This is a genomic window from uncultured Neptuniibacter sp. (genome assembly GCF_947498015.1).
In the GTDB taxonomy this organism is placed as follows: domain Bacteria; phylum Pseudomonadota; class Gammaproteobacteria; order Pseudomonadales; family Balneatricaceae; genus Neptuniibacter.
On sequence record NZ_CANMIR010000007.1, the window covers coordinates 45,422 to 64,999 of the forward strand.

Here is a 19,578-nt window from a genome sequence, read left to right on the forward strand (position 1 = left end):
ATTGATCAGAGGGACTGCTGACGCAATATCCGATAGGCAACCCGACTTAACACTTCACCCACGTAGCTCAGCAACACCGTTCCCTGACTGCTGGTGAAATAGTTCGGATCATAGCTACCCACTGCCAGCAAGCCCAGCGTTTCTCCCTTCACCAGAGGTACCACAGCAGCAGATTGGACCTTGACCGCATCCTCAGCAAAGATAAAGCGGTTCTCCGCTTCACTCAGACGTCCGCAGCTTGGCAGATTGGTCCCTATCAGTTGCCCTACAGCCTCTGCATCCTCACGCAACATCAATCGCAAATTATTAGTATCAAGCTGTTTGTTAGTAAACAGGATCAATGCGGTGGCATCACTGGCAAAGTCCTGACAGAGGCTCTCATCAATAGCGATCGCAATATCATCAAGCGTTTCAGCATCCAGTAACGCAAGAACCATCCGTTTAGTTTTTTCAAACTGAAGATCATTATGGCGCGCAATGTCGATCAGGTCAGAGAGGTGAGCGGTAAGGTTCTGATTTTTCTCTCTCAGGACACTGGTCTGGCGTTCAACCAGAGAGACTGCACGACCCGTCTCATGCGGCACATGCAACTTTTCAAGCAGTTTTGCATTTCGCGAGAAAAAGTCAGGGTGTTGCAATAGAAACTCTGCAACTTGCGCTTCTGAGATCGATTCCTGAAGTAGATCACTCATACAAATATCTGCCCTTCATATACTGTCGTTGCTGGCCCGGTCATAATGACAGGGTGACCTGCCCCTTGCCACTCAATTTCCAGATCGCCTCCCGGAAGATGAACGGTTACCGGCATATCCAACTGCCCACGGAGTTTCCCTGCGACCACTGCAGCACAAGCACCGGTACCACAAGCGCTGGTTTCCCCCACACCCCGCTCGTAAACCCGCAGATTAACTTCATTGCGTGAAAGCACCTGCATAAAACCAATATTAGCCTTAGCGGGAAAACGGGGATGGGCCTCTAAAGCCGGACCGAGTGTCTCGATGGGGGCCTGCTCTGTACTCTCAACTAATAGAACACCATGAGGATTCCCCATTGATACCGCACTGAGAACAACCGTTTGCTGCTCACCGTCCAGATCTACATTGACCTCATAGGTATCAGCACAATCGGCAGCCTCAAACGGTACTTCAGAGGGCTCAAGAACCGGCTCCCCCATATTGACCTCCACCCGTTTGTCCGGATGAATTTTCAATGCCATTCTGCCATTAGCAGTCTGAACCACAACCTCAGAACTACCGGTCAAACGTTTGTCGCGTACAAACTTGGCAAAACAGCGCGCTCCGTTACCGCAGTTTTCAACCTCTGAGCCATCCTGGTTGAAGATCCGGTAGGAGAAATCCACGTCTGGCTCGGTCGGCGGTTCCACAATCAGCAGCTGATCGAAACCAACGCCAAAGTTACGGTCACCCAACTTTTTGACCAATTTGGGAGTGACTTTTACGCGCTGAGTCACCAGATCCAGCACCATAAAATCATTACCCAAACCATGCATTTTAGTAAAACGAACTAACATCAGATTACCCTTAACGATCTTTAGGCAGAAGCTGTTCACCTCTTACCAGATCAGCCAGAGTTTCACGCTTACGAATCAGATAGTGCTGATTATCATCCACCATAATCTCGGCAGGACGGCCGCGGCTGTTATAGTTCGAGGCCATCACGAAACCATAAGCGCCCGCAGAACAAACAGCCAACAGGTCTCCCGGCTCAAGGTTCAGCTCACGATCTTTACCCAAAAAGTCGCCTGTTTCACACACAGGTCCTACCAGATCCCAGCTTTTAGCTTCACCGGTTTCACGTAGCGTCAGCGGAATAATCTCCTGATATGCGCTATACAGTGAGGGACGGATCAGATCATTCATCGCGCCATCAATAATCGCGAAGTTTTTATCGCCCGTGCATTTTAGGAACTCGACCCGAGTCAGCATGACACCGGCATTCGCAGCAATAGAACGCCCTGGTTCGAAGATCAGTTCAAGATCCCGACCCTCAACTTTTTTCAGGACTTCAGAAATATACTCCTGAGGCGTTGGAGGTGTTTCATCGGTATAACAAACACCCAGGCCACCACCCAGATCAAGATGTTTAATGGTTATACTTTGCTCTGCCAGTTTATCCACCAGCACCAACACGCGATCCAACGCATCCAGGAACGGCGCGACCTCTGTCAGTTGACTGCCGATATGGCAATCCATCCCGACCACATCAACGTTCGACATCTCGGAGGCACGCGTATAGATACGTACCGCATCATCGATGTCGATACCAAACTTATTCTCTTTAAGGCCTGTAGATATATAGGGATGTGTGCCCGCATCGACATCCGGATTCACTCGGAAAGATATCGCAGCAACTTTACCTTCAGTTGCTGCGACCTCATTCACCCGCTCCAATTCAGATTCGGATTCAATATTAAAACAGCGAATCCCAGCATCCAGCGCCTGCTTGATCTCGTAAGGCTGTTTGCCAACGCCAGAAAAAACCACTTTGGCGGCATCGCCTCCGGCTCTCAGTACTCGTTCCAGTTCACCGGCTGACACAATATCGAAACCCGCACCCAGTCGTGCCAGCACATTTAATACAGCCAGATTTGAATTTGCCTTAACTGCATAACAAACCAGCGCCCGATGACCTTCTAACGCTTCAGCATAAGCCAAGTAGGCACGTTCAATTGCATCGCGCGAGTAAACATATGCAGGCGTTCCGAACTCTTCGGCAATTTTTGTTAGCGCTACTTCTTCGCAGCACAGCTGCCCATTTCTATACTCAAATGTATCCATTAGATTCTCTTAAACCTGCTTACTTCTGCTGCGTCTTTTTCTGATCTTCACTATCAGGCAGATACAAAGGGCCTTTCTGGCCACAGCCACCCAGCAATACCAAGCTGAACAACATGATTAATCCAATACGTTTTGTCTGTGTTTTCACAGAGGGAATCCCCTTTAAACGGTCTAATTGTCCGATTATACCCAGATCCTGCTTATTTCATAAAAGCGTTTTTGAAATCACCTCTAAAAAGTCACAAATAACGGCAATACCAAAGCCAAAGTTAATGATAACCATTCTTCGGCTTTCGGCATTTGCTTGATATACTGGCGCTCTGAATTTTGTTTATTGGCTTAAAGGCCGGAGACCTACATGACTGAGAGTGAATTTAACGATCGGGTTGATGCCACACTGGAACAGATTGAAGAGGTTCTGGATGATGCAGAAACCGATATCGATGTACAACTAGGTGGAGGTATCCTGACTATTATCTGTGAAAACCGCACTCAGTTGATATTTACTCGTCAGGCCCCGGTCAAACAGCTTTGGCTCGCCACCAAAAGCGGTGGATTCCATTTTGATTACGATGCAGACCAAGAAAGTTGGGTTCGCGACAGCGATGGTAGCAGGCTCGACACTTTCTTTTCTCAGGCTTTTGCAGACCAGGCCGGTGAAACCCTACCCTTCGACCTGACAGGAGCCTAAACAGATGTCATTTTCTGATGCACTACAGCGACACTTTGATACCTTCAACCAACTCGGCCAGCTGGAAACGGAAAGCCGCCTGTTAGCCGATCAGATCGATCAATGTTTTCAACAGGGTGGGAAGCTCATTTTTATGGGTAACGGAGGCAGTGCAGCTGACAGCCAGCATCTGGCCGCTGAGTTTGTGGTGCGCTACAAGGCAGAACGCAGTCCCTTAGCCGCCATTGCTTTGACGGTGGACACTTCCATACTGACCGCTCACAGTAATGACTACAGTTACGATTCTGTTTTTACTCGCCAGGTTCAGGCATTAGCCAAACCGGAAGATCTCATCATCGGCATCTCAACATCAGGCAACAGCGCCAATGTTATTGATGCGATCGAAGCCGCAAAAAAAATCGGCTCTACAACCTGGGCCTGGACTGGATCACACGGCGGCAAACTACTGAATATTGCCGATCACCTGATCCGGGTGCCGTCAGATGAAACCGCACGTATTCAGGAAGCACATATTTTTGTCGGTCACTGGCTATGTGAAGAGATGGATCGCCGTCTCACTGCAACAGCTTAATCCGGCAACCGGCAGACCTTAACAGTCAGGGTGTACAATCGTTCCAGTGCACCCTGATTTTGTTTTACAAAGGCATACCCTTTTTCACCGACGCTCTGCTGCAAAGAGGGTTCCTCAAGCAACTGCTTTGTCTGCTCTATGAGCATCGTCTGATCATCTACCACCCAAAGCCCTCCAGCCTCCTGCAAGGCATCACATATCAACTGGAAATTGAAAAAATAGGGTCCCATCAACACCGGTTTTTTTAGAACAGCAGGCTCCAGTGGATTATGGCCGCCACGTTCGACCAGGCTACCACCGACAAACGCAATATCCGCTGCAGCAAGCAGTTTCATGAGTTCCCCCATCGTATCCCCCAGATAAACCTGCGTCTGGGATGACGGCTGCTGACCGTGACTACGACGTGCAATTTTCAGCCCCTCGCTTTTGATCAGTTGCGCTACCGAATCAAATCGCTCAGGATGCCGAGGAACCAGTATCAAAAGCAGACCGGGATAATCATCCAGCAACGCTTTGTATAGTGTAAGTAGTACCTGTTCCTCACCTTCATGGGTACTGGCGCCGACCAGAACAGGTCGTTCCTTCCCCCACATATCACGAAGTGCAAGCGCCAGACGCTCACTCCCCTCAGGCGCTTTCACATCAAATTTAATCGAACCGGTGACATTCATAGCCGACTGGGGCAGTCCCAGATCAAGAAAACGCTGACCATCGGTGCTGTTCTGTACCGCGATAAGGTCGATCTGCTCCAGCATCTCAGCCGCCATTTTACCGAACCGGGCATAGCCCTTGGCTGAACGCGCTGAAAGCCTGGCATTTGCAACCAAAATGGGTAGATCCCTCTTGGCACAGGCAGCAACTAAGTTTGGCCATAACTCTGTCTCAACAATAATGGCAGCACGCGGATTGACCTTTTTAAGAAAACGCCCTAATGCACAGGGAACGTCGTAGGGGCAGTAATAGTGAGTAACGCTCTCACCAAAATTTGCCTGAACCCGCTCAGCCCCCGTCGGTGTCATCGTAGTCATCACTATCGGCAGATCTGGATGGCGTGCTTGTATTAGCTTCACTAAAGGTACAATCGCCAGCGTTTCGCCGACTGACACGGCATGGATCCATAACGGCTGCTCTGTTTCGGAATGACGTGGAGTAAAGAACCCCAGCCGCTCACGCCAGCGCTTACGATATGCAGGGGCCTTAATCCCCCGCCACCAAAGAAGCATAAGAATGACAGGCAGGGCCAGATAGAACAGAAAAGTATAGAGTGTTCGGTTCATGCCAGTTCAGATACTCTCAATCAGTGAAGGTAAGGTGCCAGTATAACATGCATCAGTGCACGCTAGCCCCCAACCGCAACGGCGCATATAATGCCCCTCTATGAAAATATTAAAGTGTGACCTGATCATCATCGGCGGGGGCGTCGCGGGCCTCTGGCTACTGAATCGTGCTGTCCAGAGCGGATATAACGCTATCCTTTTTGAAAAAGATACGCTCGGAGGCGGTCAATCTGTCCGTTCACAGGGCATTATCCATGGCGGCACTAAGTATGCACTGAACGGTGTACTGACTCAGGCATCCAACACGATTAAAGAGATGCCTCAGCGCTGGCGGGACTGCCTGCAGGGTCAAGGAGAGATAGATCTAAGTGATGTAGAGATGCTTTCTGAAGCCCACTACATGTGGTCTAAAGGCTCCCTTGGCTCTAAAATGACCACCTTTTTTGCCACCAAGGCGTTCCGTGGGCGTGTCGAAGAGGTCTCTGCGGATATGCGTCCGGCAGTTTTTTCCGATAAGCGTTTCAGAGGCTCACTTTACCGCCTCAACGAGCTGGTTTTAAACGTTCCAACCGTGATTAATGCACTGCGTAAGCCGGTTGACAACAGGATCTACCAAGCCGATATCAGCAGTGCTCAGATATCCATTGAAGGGGACAGGGTCTCCTCGATTGTTTTTCCAGAGCATGATCTACAGTTAGAGCCGAACTCCCTGGCTCTGACGGCAGGCGAAGGATTTGAGCAGCTAGCCTCAACACTGGCGCTAAAACAACCAGAGATGCAGCGCCGACCACTCCATATGGTCATGGTCAAACACGCACATAATCTTCCAACATTTGCTCACTGCATCGGGACTGGCAGCAAGCCGGTAGCAACGATCACGACTCACCCCTGCTCAGATGGAAAACAGGTGTGGTATCTGGGTGGAGATATTGCTGAAACGGGTATGGATCGTACCCCAGCGGAGCAGATCAGCTTTGCCCAAAAAACACTTGCCGAGCTATTACCTTGGGTAGATCTAAGCCGGGCCCAATGGCAAAGCTTCCATGTCGATCGGGCAGAACCGAAGCAGTCATCGCTTGTCCGCCCTGATTCTGCTTTTGCACAGAAGAGAGGCAACTGCATCGTAGCCTGGCCGACAAAGTTAGCACTGTCGCCTGATCTGGCTGATCAAGTGCTCCAACTGTGCACCCAACCTGAAACCGTAACAGACCTCTCTGCACTGTCTGAATTTCCAAGGCCAGAAACAGCCGTACCGATCTGGGAGAGCGCCTTTTGCTAAAACGCCACCTTGCAAATACCGACATCTATATTTCGCCGATTGGGCTAGGCACAGTTAAACTCGGCCGGGATAAAGGGGTGAAATACCCTGAAGAGTTTACTATTCCTAATGATAGCGAGGCGTTGAACCTGCTTGCTCTCGCGCGAGACCTGGGAATAAACCTGATCGATACAGCACCCGCCTACGGCATCAGTGAACAACGCCTCGGCAAGTTGCTGAAAGGGCAACGTCAGGATTGGGTGATCTGTTCGAAAGTTGGTGAGGAGTTTAACAATGAGACCGGGGAATCAAGTTTTAACTTTACGCCGGAACATGTGCGCCATAGTGTTGAAAGAAGCCTAAAGAGACTTAACACTGACTATATAGATATGATGCTGGTCCACTCCGATGGTAACGATGTAGAGATCATTCAGAAATTTGGAGTTCTTGAAGTACTCAATGACCTCAAGGCAGAGGGGAAAGTTCGAGCCACCGGCATGTCCACCAAAACAGTTGACGGTGGAATCTTAGCGCTGCAGCACTCTGACTGCGCTATGGTGACCTACAATCTGGCTCATACAGAAGAGAAGCCGGTTTTGGATTTTGCTGCCAAGCACGGAAAAGGGATTCTCCTAAAGAAAGCGTTAGCATCCGGTCATATCTGCTCAAATCAGGAAACAGATCCAGTACAAGCCAGTTTTGACTTTATTTTTGCACATCCGGGTGTCACATCTGCCATCATTGGAACGATTAATCCCCTTCACCTTGAAGCAAATGTACTAGCCGCGAAAATGGGGTGAAGGGCTTTAGATACTATTCAACTAGAGCGAAGTGCCGCAGTAATGAACACTGATAAAATTGTAAAACTTATCCGCTATGTTTCAGGCATCCCGAAAAGTATCTATGTTAATTTTCGCTTGCTGCCATTTCGTCAGGCTCTACATCTACCTATCCTTGTTTCACGCAAAACAAAACTGAAATCTCTCTCCGGCCGGGCGCATATCACACAGATTAAAACCGGAATCGTCCGCATCGGCTTTGGTGGTATCGATATGCTGGATTACCGCTATGACAGGCCCGTTTTGCAGATTAAGGGGGATATACACTTTAAAGGGAAAGCCAAAATCGGAATCGGTGCAAAATTGCTTGTTGATGGGACTCTATACCTCGGTAATAACATAAACATTACCGGTGACGCCCTGCTCATCTGCGCAAAAAAGATATCCATCGGTGATGATGTGATGATTGCATGGAGAAGTACCCTAATGGATACCGATCAACATGCGATCTTCAATAAAAACAGAGAGCAGATCAATCCTGATCAAGAGATTATTGTGGGCGATAATGTATGGATTGGCTCACAAAGCCTGATTTTAAAAGGCTCAGACATCAAAGATGGCTGCATAATCGGGGCTAATACGACCATTACTAAATCATTCAATACCGAGAATGCCGTAATCGCCGGAGTGCCCGCAAAAGTATTAAAAGCCGATGTAACTTGGCAACATTAAAGCGGGCACAATCCTTATTCACCTGACACCCAATCATCTTAGTCGGCGACTTAAGAAACACTCACTCTTTATCGCCCTGAATCTTATCAACGATCGCAGTAGTGGAACAATTATCCAGAAAAGAGAGAACCTTCACTTCGCCGCCGTAACTACGCACGAACTCGCCACCAACAACGCCATCAATCCCATAGTCTCCCCCTTTCACTAATACATCCGGGCGAACTCTTTCAAGTAACCGTTCAGGGGTGTCCTCCTCAAAATAGAGAACCCAATCAACCGCTTCGAGCCCTGATAACACTGCCATACGGCGCTCTACCGGATTAATAGGCCTACCCGGCCCTTTTAAACGGCTCACAGATTGATCACTATTAATCGCTAATACCAGTCGATCACCCTGCGCTCTGGCCTGCTCCAGATACCCCACATGGCCAGCATGCAGAATATCAAAACAACCATTGGTAAACACGATCGATTCTCCGGCCGCTCGCGCATCAGCCAGCGCTATCAACAACTGATCCTCTGTCACCACCCCACGCTCGGCACCTTGCTCCTTCATCACCTCACGGCGGAGTTCGGGCGCACTGATAGCCGCTGTGCCCAACTTACCGACGACGATACTCGCAGCTATATTTGAGAGCGCGACAGCATTACTCAGATCTTCACCCGCAGCAAGAGAGGCCGCTAAGGTTGATATTACGGTGTCGCCTGCACCGGTGACATCAAACACTTCTCGGGCCCTTGCCGGGAAATGTAACTCCTCCTGATCAACCCGAATCAGAGTCATCCCCTGCTCACTCCGAGTCACCAGAAGTGCCTCCAACTCGAGCTCTTTTGCCAGTTGCTGCCCTTTTGACACCAACTCCTCTTCGGAATTACAAGAGCCAACAATCGCTTCAAATTCTGAAAGATTAGGTGTGAGTAACGTTGCACCTCGGTAACGGCTGAAGTCACTCCCCTTCGGATCGACCATAACAGGTACATTTTCAGCCTTCGCTGCTTTGATCAGTTGCTGACAATCCGCAAGGGTTCCTTTCCCATAATCAGAGAGGACGATAACCCCCACATTCTTCAACAAGGGTTCTGCCACATCGAAAACACGGTCGCTGTAGCAACTGGAAAATGGCTCTTCAAAATCCAACCTGATCAGCTGCTGATGCCTGCTGATAACACGCAACTTAGTAATCGTTGGTTCATTGTCAGCTACAGAGAAAGCGCAGTTAACTCGTGCAGAAGAGAGCTGTTTTTCCAGTGCTTGGCCGGCCTCATCATCACCCACTAATCCGACCAGCGACACACCTGAACCAAGTGCCGTCACGTTCAAGGCCACATTAGCAGCACCGCCAGGGCGATCCTCACTCTGATCAACCTTAACCACAGGAACAGGTGCCTCAGGTGAAATGCGTGATGTTGGTCCATGCCAATATCGATCTAGCATCAAATCACCAATAACAAGAACCTGAGCCTTTTCAAAGCGTGGCATATGTATCTTCATTCAGAGGGCTCCTGTTTATGATCGGTAATAGTTTGGGTTATTGGTTCTGCCTGATTATCAATTTCACTGAACTGCATTTTGTAAAGAGCGGCATAGGCCCCCTCTTTTTTTAACAACTCAGCATGCCTGCCCTGTTCCACAATACGTCCCTGATCCATGACGACTATTTTATCCGCTGCTTCTATCGTAGATAGCCGATGTGCAATAGCAATGGTCGTTCGACCATGCATCACATTTTCCATAGCCTCCTGAATGTGGCGCTCTGACTCAGTATCAAGTGCAGAGGTCGCTTCATCGAGAATAAGAACAGGTGAATTTTTCAAAATAGCACGAGCAATAGCAATGCGTTGCCGCTGCCCTCCAGACAGTTTTGTGCCCTTTTCCCCGACTTCAGTATCTAAGCCGTTTGGAAGCCGGGAGGCGAACTCCATGACATGCGCGGCTTCCGCCGCTGCCAGAACATCTTCATCTGAGCTATCCTCCATCGCACCATAAGCAATATTATCCCGGATGGTTCCTGCAAACAGAACAACATTCTGAGTCACTATCGCAATCTGTTGGCGTAAAAAATCAAGTGGATAATCCGACAGAGGATAGCCATCTAAGAGCACCTCCCCTTCAGTTGGCTCATAGAAGCGCGGTAGTAAATTGGCTAATGTAGACTTACCACTGCCTGACTTACCCACAAGCGCAACCGTCTGCCCCGCATTGATCTCTAGCTCAAAACCTGAGATCACCTTTTTCCCGGGCGCATACGCAAAATCCAGTCCCGTAAAGCTGATCCTACCAACTACATTATCAGGGCATCGGCTGCCCTGATCTTTTTCAACAGGCTGATCAATCAACTCAAAAATACTTTGGGCAGCAGCTATACCTCGTTGAATAGCGCTGTTTACCTCTGTTAGCGAACGCAAAGGCTTAGCAATCAAGCCTGCTGCTGTAATAAAAGCAATAAACTCTCCCGCTCCCATCCCTGTATTCAAAAGCGGATGCAGTGACAAGAAAATCAACAATGCCAATGCACTGGAAACTATCAGTTGGACAAAAGGTGTATTCAGAGACTCCGTCACCACCATTTTCAGGCTCTGTCGAAGATTTTGCATACTTGCAGCCAAAAATCTTCTCTTTTCAATCTCAAGTCCACCAAATGTACGTACCACCTGAAACCCCTGGATATTTTCAGAGGCAACATGTGTGACCTCACCCATGGAATCCTGAATTCTATGGCCTAACCGACGAAAACGTTTTGATGCCACCAACACCACCAACGCAATGAAAGGGCTCACCGCGACAAACACCAGCGTCAATTTCCAATTCAGAATCAATAGATAGATCAGCAATCCAATAACGGTAGCCCCCTCCCGAACGGCTATTTTCAACGATTCCGTGGCTGCGCTTGTGACCTGTTCAACGTTGTAAGACAGCTTTGACAGAATATGGCCTGAAGAGTGTTCGTGGAAATACTGGACTGGAAGAACTAATAAGCGGTCAAACATGACCAGCCTTAACTGATGGACCACGTTCCTCGCCACATAAGCCATGAAATAGTTCCCTGCGAACATCCCGATACCTCGGGCCAACGCGATACAAATCAGTGCTAATGGACCATAGATATAGGCATCCTCTTTCGACTCCCCTATGGCATCCACAAGGTATTCCATCAATGCGGCAAAGGCAGTTTGTGTACCGGCATATATGATGAAGCCGATAATCCCGATAATAAATGCGATCCAATAAGGGCGAACATATGTCAATAAACGAAGATAGATTTTCATCCCTTCGCCTGGTGCTTTCATCGGTTCATTCATTGATATTCAACTTACCCATTCAGATTCAGGTGCCTATTGTACCCTCCCAACAGCCAACCCCCAACAGCGATCTCTGGTTACCTCACCAGCGGATGGGTATAATTGCTCCGATTTACTAATGGATCATTTTTTGTGGCAAAACTTACTCAATTTACTGCTCCCCGTTACTGGCTGACCTGGCTGGGCATCGCTCTGCTACGCCTGATCGCATTTTTGCCATTTAAGCCAGGGTTAGCACTAGGCAGGTTTATCGGGATATCTCTCTACCACCTGCTACCCAAACGACGATATATTGCCGAAGTCAACACCACTCTGTGCTTCCCAGAACTGAATAAAGATCAGCAAAAGCAGTTTGTTAAGAAAGTTTTTGCCGACAACGGTATCGGTGTTGTCGAAACCGCGTGGGCTTTTTGGAGTAACAAGAAATCCCTTCTCAACAAGACAACATATGTTGATTTGAAGCTGATTGATCAGGCGCTGGAGCAAGGAAAAGGTTTAATTCTATTAGGTGGGCACTACTCAACCCTTGATCTGGGCGGTGCGCTGTTCAGCCTAAAAGGCTATCCTCTGGTCAGCATGTACCGGCGACACAACAACCCACTGATGGAAGAGATTATATGTCGGGGTCGGTCAAGCTGGAGTGACCCGATAGAGCGAAAGCAACTCCGTCAGATCGTCAGAAAACTACGTAACAATCACATTGTCTGGTATGGCCCTGATCAGGACTTTGGTCGTAAGAATGCTGTCTTTGTACCTTTCTTTAAGCAAACCGCTGCAACAATCACCGCCACCAGCAAAATGGTTCGCCTGAATGACTCTCCCATCCTATGTTTGAGACAGCGACGGAATGATGATGACTCCGGTTACACCATCTCAGTGGCTCCAATAGAAGGCTTTCCGAGTGGCGATGAAACTGAGGATGCCCGACTGATGAATTTAGCTATAGAGCAGGCTGTACGCCAGGCACCTTCGCAATATATGTGGGTTCACAGACGATTTAAAACCCAGCCTGACCAGCAACTCAATCCCTATCAGCAACGCTGAAATAGAGTAGGAACTCCCCATGCCATTTAAGATTGTTCTAGCTAATCGTTTGCTGAAAATAACGGGAGCACTGATAAAAATGTTCTCTTTCCTGTTTCATTTCTTATTTCCAAATAAACGATTCACGATCCCTAAATACAGTGCCCCATTAGTCAAAGCAAAAACGAATTCAAAAATACCGAAAACGATCTGGCAAACCAATTTTACTAACCGTGTGAGCCTGCCGGTTTACTGTAACTACCTGTTCAATCGGCTCATCTCTCCAGATTTTGAATACCGATACGTGAGCACTGAAGAGCGAGTAGAGTTCATTAAAGAACACTCTTCTGATGAGATTTTTGAGGCTTACTCCAAACTGACTGACGGTGCTGCCCAGGCAGACATGTGGCGAATGCTGACCCTCAACCACTACGGTGGGGTCTATATGGATATCGACGCTCACGCTGTCTGGCCCATCTCTAAGATGATTGATGATAGTGATAGTGAACTGTTTTTAATGAACAAAGAGCACTATACAAATTACTTTATTGCCAGTTGCAAAGAGAATGCTGTCTTAAAGAAAACAATCGATCTGATTGTTCACAATATCCAGAATAGAAAAATTGGCCGTGGAGTCTACGATCTCACTGGGCCGGCGGTATTCAATCTTGCTATTGGAGAGATCCCGGTTAAACACCGCTTTTATAAAATCACCTGCATCCAGGGAAGCTTCACCAATGAACACTTTCAATACATAGATAAGCCCAGAGGAAAGTGGACACACGCAAAAAAGGAAGACCTTCTCAAAGATTGAGTCAATGTTCTGAAAAGCTAAAAACCCCTTATATCAGATCAGTTAATACGCAAGAAACACGCATAACCTAAAGAGTGATGACAGATGAACAAACGTATTATGCAACTTTGCTTATCCCCCAATCTGGGGGGATTAGAGCTATACATGCACCGTCTGTCGATGTTCCTTCGCCCCCGGATCGTCACTCACATAACCATTGCGGAGCAAAGTAGGCTACTCACAAAGTTCACTGAAGATCAGCAACGCCTTGTTCTACGAAGATCCTCATGGAAAAACATTTTCCATAACGCCAGAGCTCTGGCCCGGTATATCGATGACAATAAAATAGACTGCCTGCATATGCATTGGACTAAAGACCTTCCTCTTTGTGTCTTCGCAATAAAGCTCAGTCAGAGACAGCCCAAGCTGATACAGAGCCGTCATATGAATATGACGCGGTTCAAAAGTGACTTTTATCACCGTTACCTTTATAAAAAGGTCGACTTAATGATCGCCGTCACTCAGCAAGTAAAACAGCAGATCACGCATTTTGTGCCTAAAGATATCTGTCCTACAGTCAAAGTTTCATATATTGGCGCGGCTCCTTACCAACCCATCTCTTCGCAAACTTATATAGCGCTTCGCCAACAATATAATCTCGGAGACAACTTCGTCATTGCGTTGGCTGGGCGCATTGAACCCGCTAAAGGCCAGGCTATTCTGATCGAGGCGCTACAAAAGCTGGATAAATGTAATATCAAGCTACTCCTCATTGGCGATGCGATGGAAGCCGATTACCTCGCTCAGCTCAAAGCGGATATTGCAGAATCACAGCTGACAGATGATATTGTGTTTACAGGTTTTGCGGATAATGTGCAGGATCTGATGGCGATCAGCGACTGTGTCGTTCTAGCTACAGACAAAGAAACCTTTGGAATGGTTATTATCGAAGCGATGCATACAGGTACAGCTGTGATTGCCAGCAATAGCGGTGGCCCACTGGAGATAATTGAGGACAAGAAAGATGGCCTACTATTTGAGAGTGGAGACCCTGACAACCTCGCCGAAAAGCTAACTTATTATATTGATAACCCTGAGTCACAAAAACAGATCGCACACTCAGGCAAAGAGACCGCAAAGCATAGGTTTGACCAAGATAAGCAGTTTAAAGAGATAGAAAACATTCTCACAAACGCTTAGAAGCACACTAAAGAAAGAGATTTAAAGTTTGTCTTTTAAAATTACAGAATTTAACAGCATTCTCTATACCAGGGCTTATCTAAGCCTCATCGTCGGCTGCTTCATCATTTTCTCAGTTACATTTCATAAAAGTTATAGCCTATTTGCCGGCTTACTAGTGCTCTCCTACTTAAGTTTCTTAAGCCCAAGCATACGTAAACAGATCAGTTTAAGCCGTACAGAGAAAGCGCTAATCTTAGTTATGCTGATGTACATAGCATCCTTTTTTATTGAACTCTTCCTATTTGATTCAGGGCCTCGCATCCTCGATAAGCCCGCCAAAGTACTATTATTAATCCCTCTCATCTTTCTGCTCAATGCGGTGAAGATTAACCATAAGCTGATTATCTCCTCCTTCATAATCAGCTCATTCGCTTTGTTCTGCGTAGCCATCTATGAGAAATACACTCTCGGTGCAGCCAGAGTCGGAAATTCCATCAATGCGATCCAGTTTGGCGCTATCTCGATTGCGATAGCTGCCGCTGCGTTAGCACTAACTGCTTCAGTCCCGCATCAATCACTTAAACAGAAGCTGCTGTTGATCACACTCACTCTTTTGTCATGCGGAGGGCTCGTAGCGGGGATTTTCACACAAAGCAGAGGAAGTATCATCGCAATCCCAATTATCTTTATCTTATTATCAGTTCTATACCTTAAACGGGAAAACAGTCACAAAATTAAAGCTGCATTAATCTTCCTGCTTTTAATAGCTGTTACCGGCATATCAATGAACAACAGTTCAACCATGGCAAGGTTCGAACACTCCTATAAGAATGCCATCTCTTTTTACGAGGGCCGTAAAACAGATACCTCATCTGGCATACGCCTAGGTCTTTGGCAGGCAAGTATAGAAGCAGGTCTACAATCACCGATTACTGGCGTAGGTTATGAAGGGTATGTTAGATATAAAAACGAGCAAGTGAAAAGTGGCAGGTTCGGTAAAGAGCTTCTTCGTTTTGATGATGCTCACAACACCTATGTTTATTCCTTTGCTCGTCGGGGCCTGATCGGGCTTGTCACAGCCATTACCTTTCTCGGTTTCCCAATCTATCTTGGATTACAGGCCTGGCGAAAAGAGGATCACTCAATCGCGCCCTATGCAGCAGCGCTGACCGCTTTCGGGAGCGTTTTCGTTATTGCGAACCTCTCTCAGGAAGTTATTCTTCTGAACACAGGAATCATAATGTATACGGGACTGCTGGTGATCCTAACCAGCCTGCTCCATGAAAGAATGAGCGCGATAAAAAGTCCACCGGACTAATTTACAAAACTTACCTTTCAACCAGATAAATAGGGCTATCAGAGATCATTATTTTGTTGCCAATCTCATGACCTGTTTTATCTATTATTTTTCGATTATCAAGGCTCAATTGATATCTTTCAGCATAAGTTTGAAGTGACTCCTCTTTACCATTACACCATAAGACAACAATGTTTTTACTATTCTGACAATCCAGATGGTAGACATTGCCATGCTCCAGATAAGCTTGCACTTCAACGTCCCCCAATAATTCCAGCATTGTCCGATAAACATAAAAGGCTTCACGCTTTCGAAGCCCTTCCCGGCTATCTACCAGGCCATAGCCGTTAGCAATCAACTGGTGCCAATAAACAGCTTCAACCCGACAAGAAGCGATGGCCTGGAGATAGTACCTAAGCATGTAATTCGCGTACTCAAATTCACTGACACATTCGGTTTCACTTGTCGGTGCCCAGGGCGCTGTGTTCTCAAGTGGCCAGTTGGTCTCAGTGAGTAACAAGCGATCAGATGATTTAGGACTAAGCCGAATGATGCTATGTAGGAAACCTATCTTGTTATATGTATCGAAGAGATATAGCTGTGTATTTTCCGGTGCACCTCTTCTGTCCACATATAACAAAGCTGCGACCATATCAAAGCGAACGGGAAACAGGTTAAACAGCGCTCTGAGGACATAAGGGTACTCAAAATCAATCACAGAGGGTCCCAGCAAGCTTAGTCCAGAAAAATGATGATCTCTGACGCTTTGAGCAACTTTGAAGAATCGCAGATACTCATCAACAGAGAAGAATCCCCACTTGGAGCGATTGATGGTCGTACCGATCTGGAATTTTTGAACAAAAGGAAAGAACGCTTCAAACACACGCTGTATATCTACCCTTAATCGCTCCGAATCTTCGATATGCTCACGACTCTGTACCACCACCAAGAGCACCTCTTTCCCCTTAAACCCTTTGAGGAACTGACAATACTCTTCAAGTCGATGCATATCAGCCAAAAAAAACCTGACCTGAATACTGTTACAGCCCAGCTCCTCCACAAGCTCATATTGGGCTTCCCCTTTATCCAGATTTACGCATAAAGAGAAAAAAGACTTACTGCACGCACGTACTTTCTTGCGATTCAAAAGCCACGCGAGCAATGCGATTGGGAAGATGATGCAGGATGTTAAAAAAGTCAGAAAATGAGCTTTAACATGCTGGCGCTTCATACTTGTTTTATACCTTCGATCCCTGATGATCGAAGGTTGATCGGAGTACTCATCCCATGGATGCTTCTCTCCAATCACAAATTTATTGATCTTTTGTTTTGCCACTATTGTTTCTAGCCTTGCACAATATGCTTAAAGAGCTGCAACCAAGTCGAGTAATCTGGCTTCAATGTCATCATATTTTTTCTGAGGATACCCCTCAGATAGAGAAAGATTATTCTGATATTCACTCTGATTTACAGAGGCCCAGCGTGCAGGTGACGCCACTCTAACTTCACCAAAGAAAGACAAAGTTCGGATATTCATTCCTGCTGCCAGATGCATAGTGCCCGTAGATGTACTGACAAAAATAGAGAAACCACTCAGTAGTAGAGCAAAATCATAAATACTCCCTACAGATTGATAGATAACCACTTGCTCACCCAGTCTCTCCTCGACCCCCGATACAAGCTCTCTATCATCTGGCCCAAAGGTAAATACGACCTGACACCCCCCTCTCTCTATCAGAGCTTTCGCCAGGCGAACATAGTGTTCCAGGGTGAGATTACCATCCGTACTCCCCCCGCTTCCGGGATGCAACCCAATGATTGGAAGCCCCATATCCAGATCATTTTTATTACAAAAATCCCGTACTGCAGCATCACATTTTCGTGGGTCAAAGTTAAACAGAGGAAAGCTGATCTGAGGATTATCGATCCGTTCATCCAACGCTTTTAATAGATCAAGGTTATATTGGTACTCTGTTTTTTCGACTCGACTACGTCGCTGTTTAATCCTGCAATTAAACCAGATTTGAGCAACCTTTGTGGCAGGTGCAATCCGCTTTGGAATACCTGCCCTCCAGAGCAAGAAGCCCAACTGATTATCGATATAGGCTGAAATACTGACACTACAGTTGGCTTTTTTTATAGCTCTTAACGTAGCGGACATATCATTTGGATCATACTCAATGACCTCGTCGATATAATCCAGTTCACGCGCAAGACTGACATTAACCTTAGCAACCAGAGCAACAAGTTTAAGGTCAGGTCTGGCCGCTTTAAGGCACTGAAACATAGGCAAAGCCACAACAAAATCGCCAATCTTGTCATGTCTGGTTATCAGTACACTAGTTGCCATTCCCGACCCCATTCTTAATCGTTTTATTCAGTTCATAAAGCTTCATGTACTTATAAAAATTTGTAGCCATATGGGAAAAAGCGATCACAAGGCCCGGCGAACCATCCATAAAACCGCGTTTAATAATATAGGTTTTAAAGAAGGAGAAATTTGAACTTAAAAAAGCCTTTAAAGGTGAGGAACTCTTCAGGCCCTTATTCTCTTCGGCAAACAGAGAGGAATACTTATCAAGCTTAATAATGAACTGAGAAATATTCTGATAGGGATAATGCTTTACTGCGCCCTGTAGCGGAATCACATCCATTCCATCGACAACCACATGCTCATGCACTTTGTTGCTGTTAAAGCCGGTCTTGGTACGGTTGTATAATCGAACAATAATATCTTTGCCCCAGCAGTGCTTAACTTCCCTGTCTTTGTAGAAGTTGCTGCGCAAGATAGAATAGACGCAATGATCGTCCAGCGATAACTCTTTCAATCCTTCGATAAACGTTTCTGACAGCACCTCATCGGCATCAAGCGACAGAACCCAGTTATTTTTGGCATAGCCCGCCGCTTTCTGTTTGGTTTCACCAAACCCTAAAAAAGCACCTTCAACCAGGTTCACATTTGGATACTCTTTTGCCAAATCCTGAGTACCATCATCGGAACCATTATCATATAAAACGACTTCGTCAAAAGCGGTCAGTGATTCCAGTACAGGCACAATCGTTTCTGCAGCATTTTTGACTATTATCACACAGGAGATATGACTGATATTAATCATTCACCGGTTTACCTTTTAAACGTTTTTTGAAGTTTTTGATCTTTTTATTTTTATTCGAGTAATGACACACTCTTTCACAGAAGTTATCAGGTACCTGAGCACAGCTCTGATACTCCTCCGCTATGAGCTGCAAGTCTGCATCGCTCGCCCATAACTTTTCAAACCCCTTCGCCCTCATTTCAGCATCCATTGCTTGAATCCGCATGCGGTTCACATCAACAATTTTGAATTGATATCCCCCTTCCGATGCCCGCTTAATGAGGATATTCCCCGGTGAATAGTCTTTGTGAAATATCCCTGCATTATGAAGATCAAGTGTAAAGCGAGCGAACGCCTTCAATACGTTATCCCTATCCTCAAAGTCAGCATCCAACAAGGGTTCCCTGATCGTAAAATCATACTCAAAGCATTCACTCAAAAAGTAACTATGACTGAGCAATCCATTTCGGCTGTATTCAACAAACCCGATCGGTGTCGGTGTAAATCTCTCCAAAAGCAGGGAGTTTTGGTAAGAGCGTTCCGCTTTACTCGGGCGCAGGAAAGTATAGATAAGGCGCTGCAGCAACCCTGGGACCTTAAACGATTTCAGTACTAAACGTTCTCCCTCGTACTGAATAATTTTAAGTTCATTACGCGCTTTATGAATCGAACGCTGACTACCTTCGAATGCTGATGGCAGATCACTCAAGAGCTTTTGAAAATCCATGCACAGGGGGTTCAAAACCGTTTTCATCAGCTGACCAGACCTTGTTTAGACATTA

General features: G+C 46.7%; 20 protein-coding genes. 9 read left to right on the top strand and 11 right to left on the bottom strand.

Annotated features, from left to right (window positions below):
- Positions 1-5: 5 nt before the first annotated feature.
- Genes Q0882_RS10540 through Q0882_RS10555 form a run of 4 tightly spaced genes read right to left on the bottom strand, consistent with a single transcriptional unit; the run spans position 6 to position 2,913 of the window.
- Complete coding sequence (locus Q0882_RS10540; protein ID WP_299181235.1) at positions 6-692, bottom strand: DUF484 family protein; 687 nt, start codon at positions 690-692, stop codon at positions 6-8.
- Positions 689-1,531 (bottom strand): diaminopimelate epimerase, encoded by an 843-nt coding sequence (gene dapF / locus Q0882_RS10545; RefSeq protein WP_299181238.1) that lies wholly within the window; start codon positions 1,529-1,531, stop codon positions 689-691. The genes Q0882_RS10540 and dapF overlap by 4 nt, the downstream gene beginning before the upstream one ends.
- A 10-nt stretch (positions 1,532-1,541) precedes the next feature.
- Entirely contained in the window at positions 1,542-2,798 is a 1,257-nt protein-coding gene (gene lysA / locus Q0882_RS10550; RefSeq protein ID WP_299181241.1) for a diaminopimelate decarboxylase, read from the bottom strand.
- Between the two features lie 19 nt (positions 2,799-2,817).
- A complete protein-coding gene (locus Q0882_RS10555; protein WP_299181536.1) occupies positions 2,818-2,913 on the bottom strand; it encodes a lipoprotein in 96 nt (31 codons plus the stop codon).
- 243 nt (positions 2,914-3,156) lie between these two features.
- Between Q0882_RS10555 and cyaY the strand changes: the two genes are divergently transcribed.
- Positions 3,157-3,489, top strand: coding sequence for an iron donor protein CyaY (cyaY, locus tag Q0882_RS10560; protein ID WP_299181244.1), 333 nt, complete (start codon positions 3,157-3,159; stop codon positions 3,487-3,489).
- A gap of 4 nt (positions 3,490-3,493) precedes the next feature.
- A complete protein-coding gene (locus tag Q0882_RS10565) occupies positions 3,494-4,060 on the top strand; it encodes an SIS domain-containing protein (protein WP_299181247.1) in 567 nt (188 codons plus the stop codon).
- On the opposite strand, the gene waaA is transcribed toward Q0882_RS10565, so the two are convergent.
- Complete coding sequence (waaA, locus tag Q0882_RS10570) at positions 4,057-5,337, bottom strand: lipid IV(A) 3-deoxy-D-manno-octulosonic acid transferase (protein ID WP_299181250.1); 1,281 nt, start codon at positions 5,335-5,337, stop codon at positions 4,057-4,059. The two genes, Q0882_RS10565 and waaA, sit on opposite strands and share 4 nt — an antisense overlap.
- Positions 5,338-5,437: 100 nt before the next feature.
- Here waaA and Q0882_RS10575 point away from each other — a divergent pair, with 100 nt between their 5' ends.
- The 3 genes from Q0882_RS10575 to Q0882_RS10585 are packed head-to-tail and all read left to right on the top strand — an operon-like array spanning position 5,438 to position 8,106.
- Positions 5,438-6,616 carry an FAD-dependent oxidoreductase gene (locus tag Q0882_RS10575; RefSeq protein ID WP_299181253.1) on the top strand — a complete coding sequence of 393 codons (1,179 nt, stop codon included), beginning with the start codon at positions 5,438-5,440 and terminating at the stop codon, positions 6,614-6,616.
- Positions 6,610-7,395 carry an aldo/keto reductase gene (locus tag Q0882_RS10580; RefSeq protein ID WP_299181256.1) on the top strand — a complete coding sequence of 262 codons (786 nt, stop codon included), beginning with the start codon at positions 6,610-6,612 and terminating at the stop codon, positions 7,393-7,395. The genes Q0882_RS10575 and Q0882_RS10580 overlap by 7 nt, the downstream gene beginning before the upstream one ends.
- Positions 7,396-7,437: 42 nt before the next feature.
- Positions 7,438-8,106, top strand: coding sequence for an acyltransferase (locus Q0882_RS10585; protein WP_299181259.1), 669 nt, complete (start codon positions 7,438-7,440; stop codon positions 8,104-8,106).
- Positions 8,107-8,167: 61 nt separating this feature from the next.
- Here the strand turns inward: Q0882_RS10585 and hldE are convergent, their stop codons facing one another.
- Both hldE and msbA read right to left on the bottom strand, forming a co-directional pair.
- Complete coding sequence (gene hldE, locus Q0882_RS10590) at positions 8,168-9,598, bottom strand: bifunctional D-glycero-beta-D-manno-heptose-7-phosphate kinase/D-glycero-beta-D-manno-heptose 1-phosphate adenylyltransferase HldE (RefSeq protein WP_299181261.1); 1,431 nt, start codon at positions 9,596-9,598, stop codon at positions 8,168-8,170.
- A complete protein-coding gene (gene msbA / locus Q0882_RS10595) occupies positions 9,595-11,406 on the bottom strand; it encodes a lipid A export permease/ATP-binding protein MsbA (RefSeq protein WP_299181263.1) in 1,812 nt (603 codons plus the stop codon). Before msbA ends, hldE begins: the two co-directional genes overlap by 4 nt.
- A gap of 132 nt (positions 11,407-11,538) precedes the next feature.
- Here msbA and lpxL point away from each other — a divergent pair, with 132 nt between their 5' ends.
- The 4 genes from lpxL to Q0882_RS10615 all read left to right on the top strand — a co-directional run bounded on the left by lpxL (position 11,539) and on the right by Q0882_RS10615 (position 15,722).
- Complete coding sequence (gene lpxL, locus Q0882_RS10600; RefSeq protein ID WP_299181265.1) at positions 11,539-12,450, top strand: LpxL/LpxP family Kdo(2)-lipid IV(A) lauroyl/palmitoleoyl acyltransferase; 912 nt, start codon at positions 11,539-11,541, stop codon at positions 12,448-12,450.
- A 19-nt stretch (positions 12,451-12,469) separates the two neighbouring features.
- A complete protein-coding gene (locus Q0882_RS10605; RefSeq protein ID WP_299181267.1) occupies positions 12,470-13,243 on the top strand; it encodes a glycosyltransferase family 32 protein in 774 nt (257 codons plus the stop codon).
- 84 nt (positions 13,244-13,327) lie between these two features.
- The gene (locus Q0882_RS10610) at positions 13,328-14,422 is read left to right on the top strand and encodes a glycosyltransferase family 4 protein (protein WP_299181270.1); all 1,095 of its coding nucleotides are present in this window, start codon (positions 13,328-13,330) and stop codon (positions 14,420-14,422) included.
- 247 nt (positions 14,423-14,669) lie between these two features.
- Positions 14,670-15,722 (top strand): O-antigen ligase, encoded by a 1,053-nt coding sequence (locus tag Q0882_RS10615; protein ID WP_299181273.1) that lies wholly within the window; start codon positions 14,670-14,672, stop codon positions 15,720-15,722.
- 10 nt (positions 15,723-15,732) lie between these two features.
- On the opposite strand, the gene Q0882_RS10620 is transcribed toward Q0882_RS10615, so the two are convergent.
- The 4 genes from Q0882_RS10620 to Q0882_RS10635 are packed head-to-tail and all read right to left on the bottom strand — an operon-like array spanning position 15,733 to position 19,550.
- Positions 15,733-17,037: a hypothetical protein gene (locus Q0882_RS10620; protein WP_299181276.1), complete on the bottom strand. Its 1,305-nt coding sequence runs from the start codon at positions 17,035-17,037 to the stop codon at positions 15,733-15,735.
- 27 nt (positions 17,038-17,064) lie between these two features.
- A complete protein-coding gene (locus tag Q0882_RS10625; protein WP_299181279.1) occupies positions 17,065-18,051 on the bottom strand; it encodes a glycosyltransferase family 9 protein in 987 nt (328 codons plus the stop codon).
- A complete protein-coding gene (locus Q0882_RS10630; protein WP_299181282.1) occupies positions 18,041-18,817 on the bottom strand; it encodes a glycosyltransferase family 2 protein in 777 nt (258 codons plus the stop codon). Before Q0882_RS10630 ends, Q0882_RS10625 begins: the two co-directional genes overlap by 11 nt.
- On the bottom strand, positions 18,810-19,550 hold the full coding sequence (locus Q0882_RS10635) for a lipopolysaccharide kinase InaA family protein (protein ID WP_299181285.1): 741 nt from the start codon (positions 19,548-19,550) through the stop codon (positions 18,810-18,812). Before Q0882_RS10635 ends, Q0882_RS10630 begins: the two co-directional genes overlap by 8 nt.
- Between the last annotated feature and the right edge of the window lie 28 nt (positions 19,551-19,578).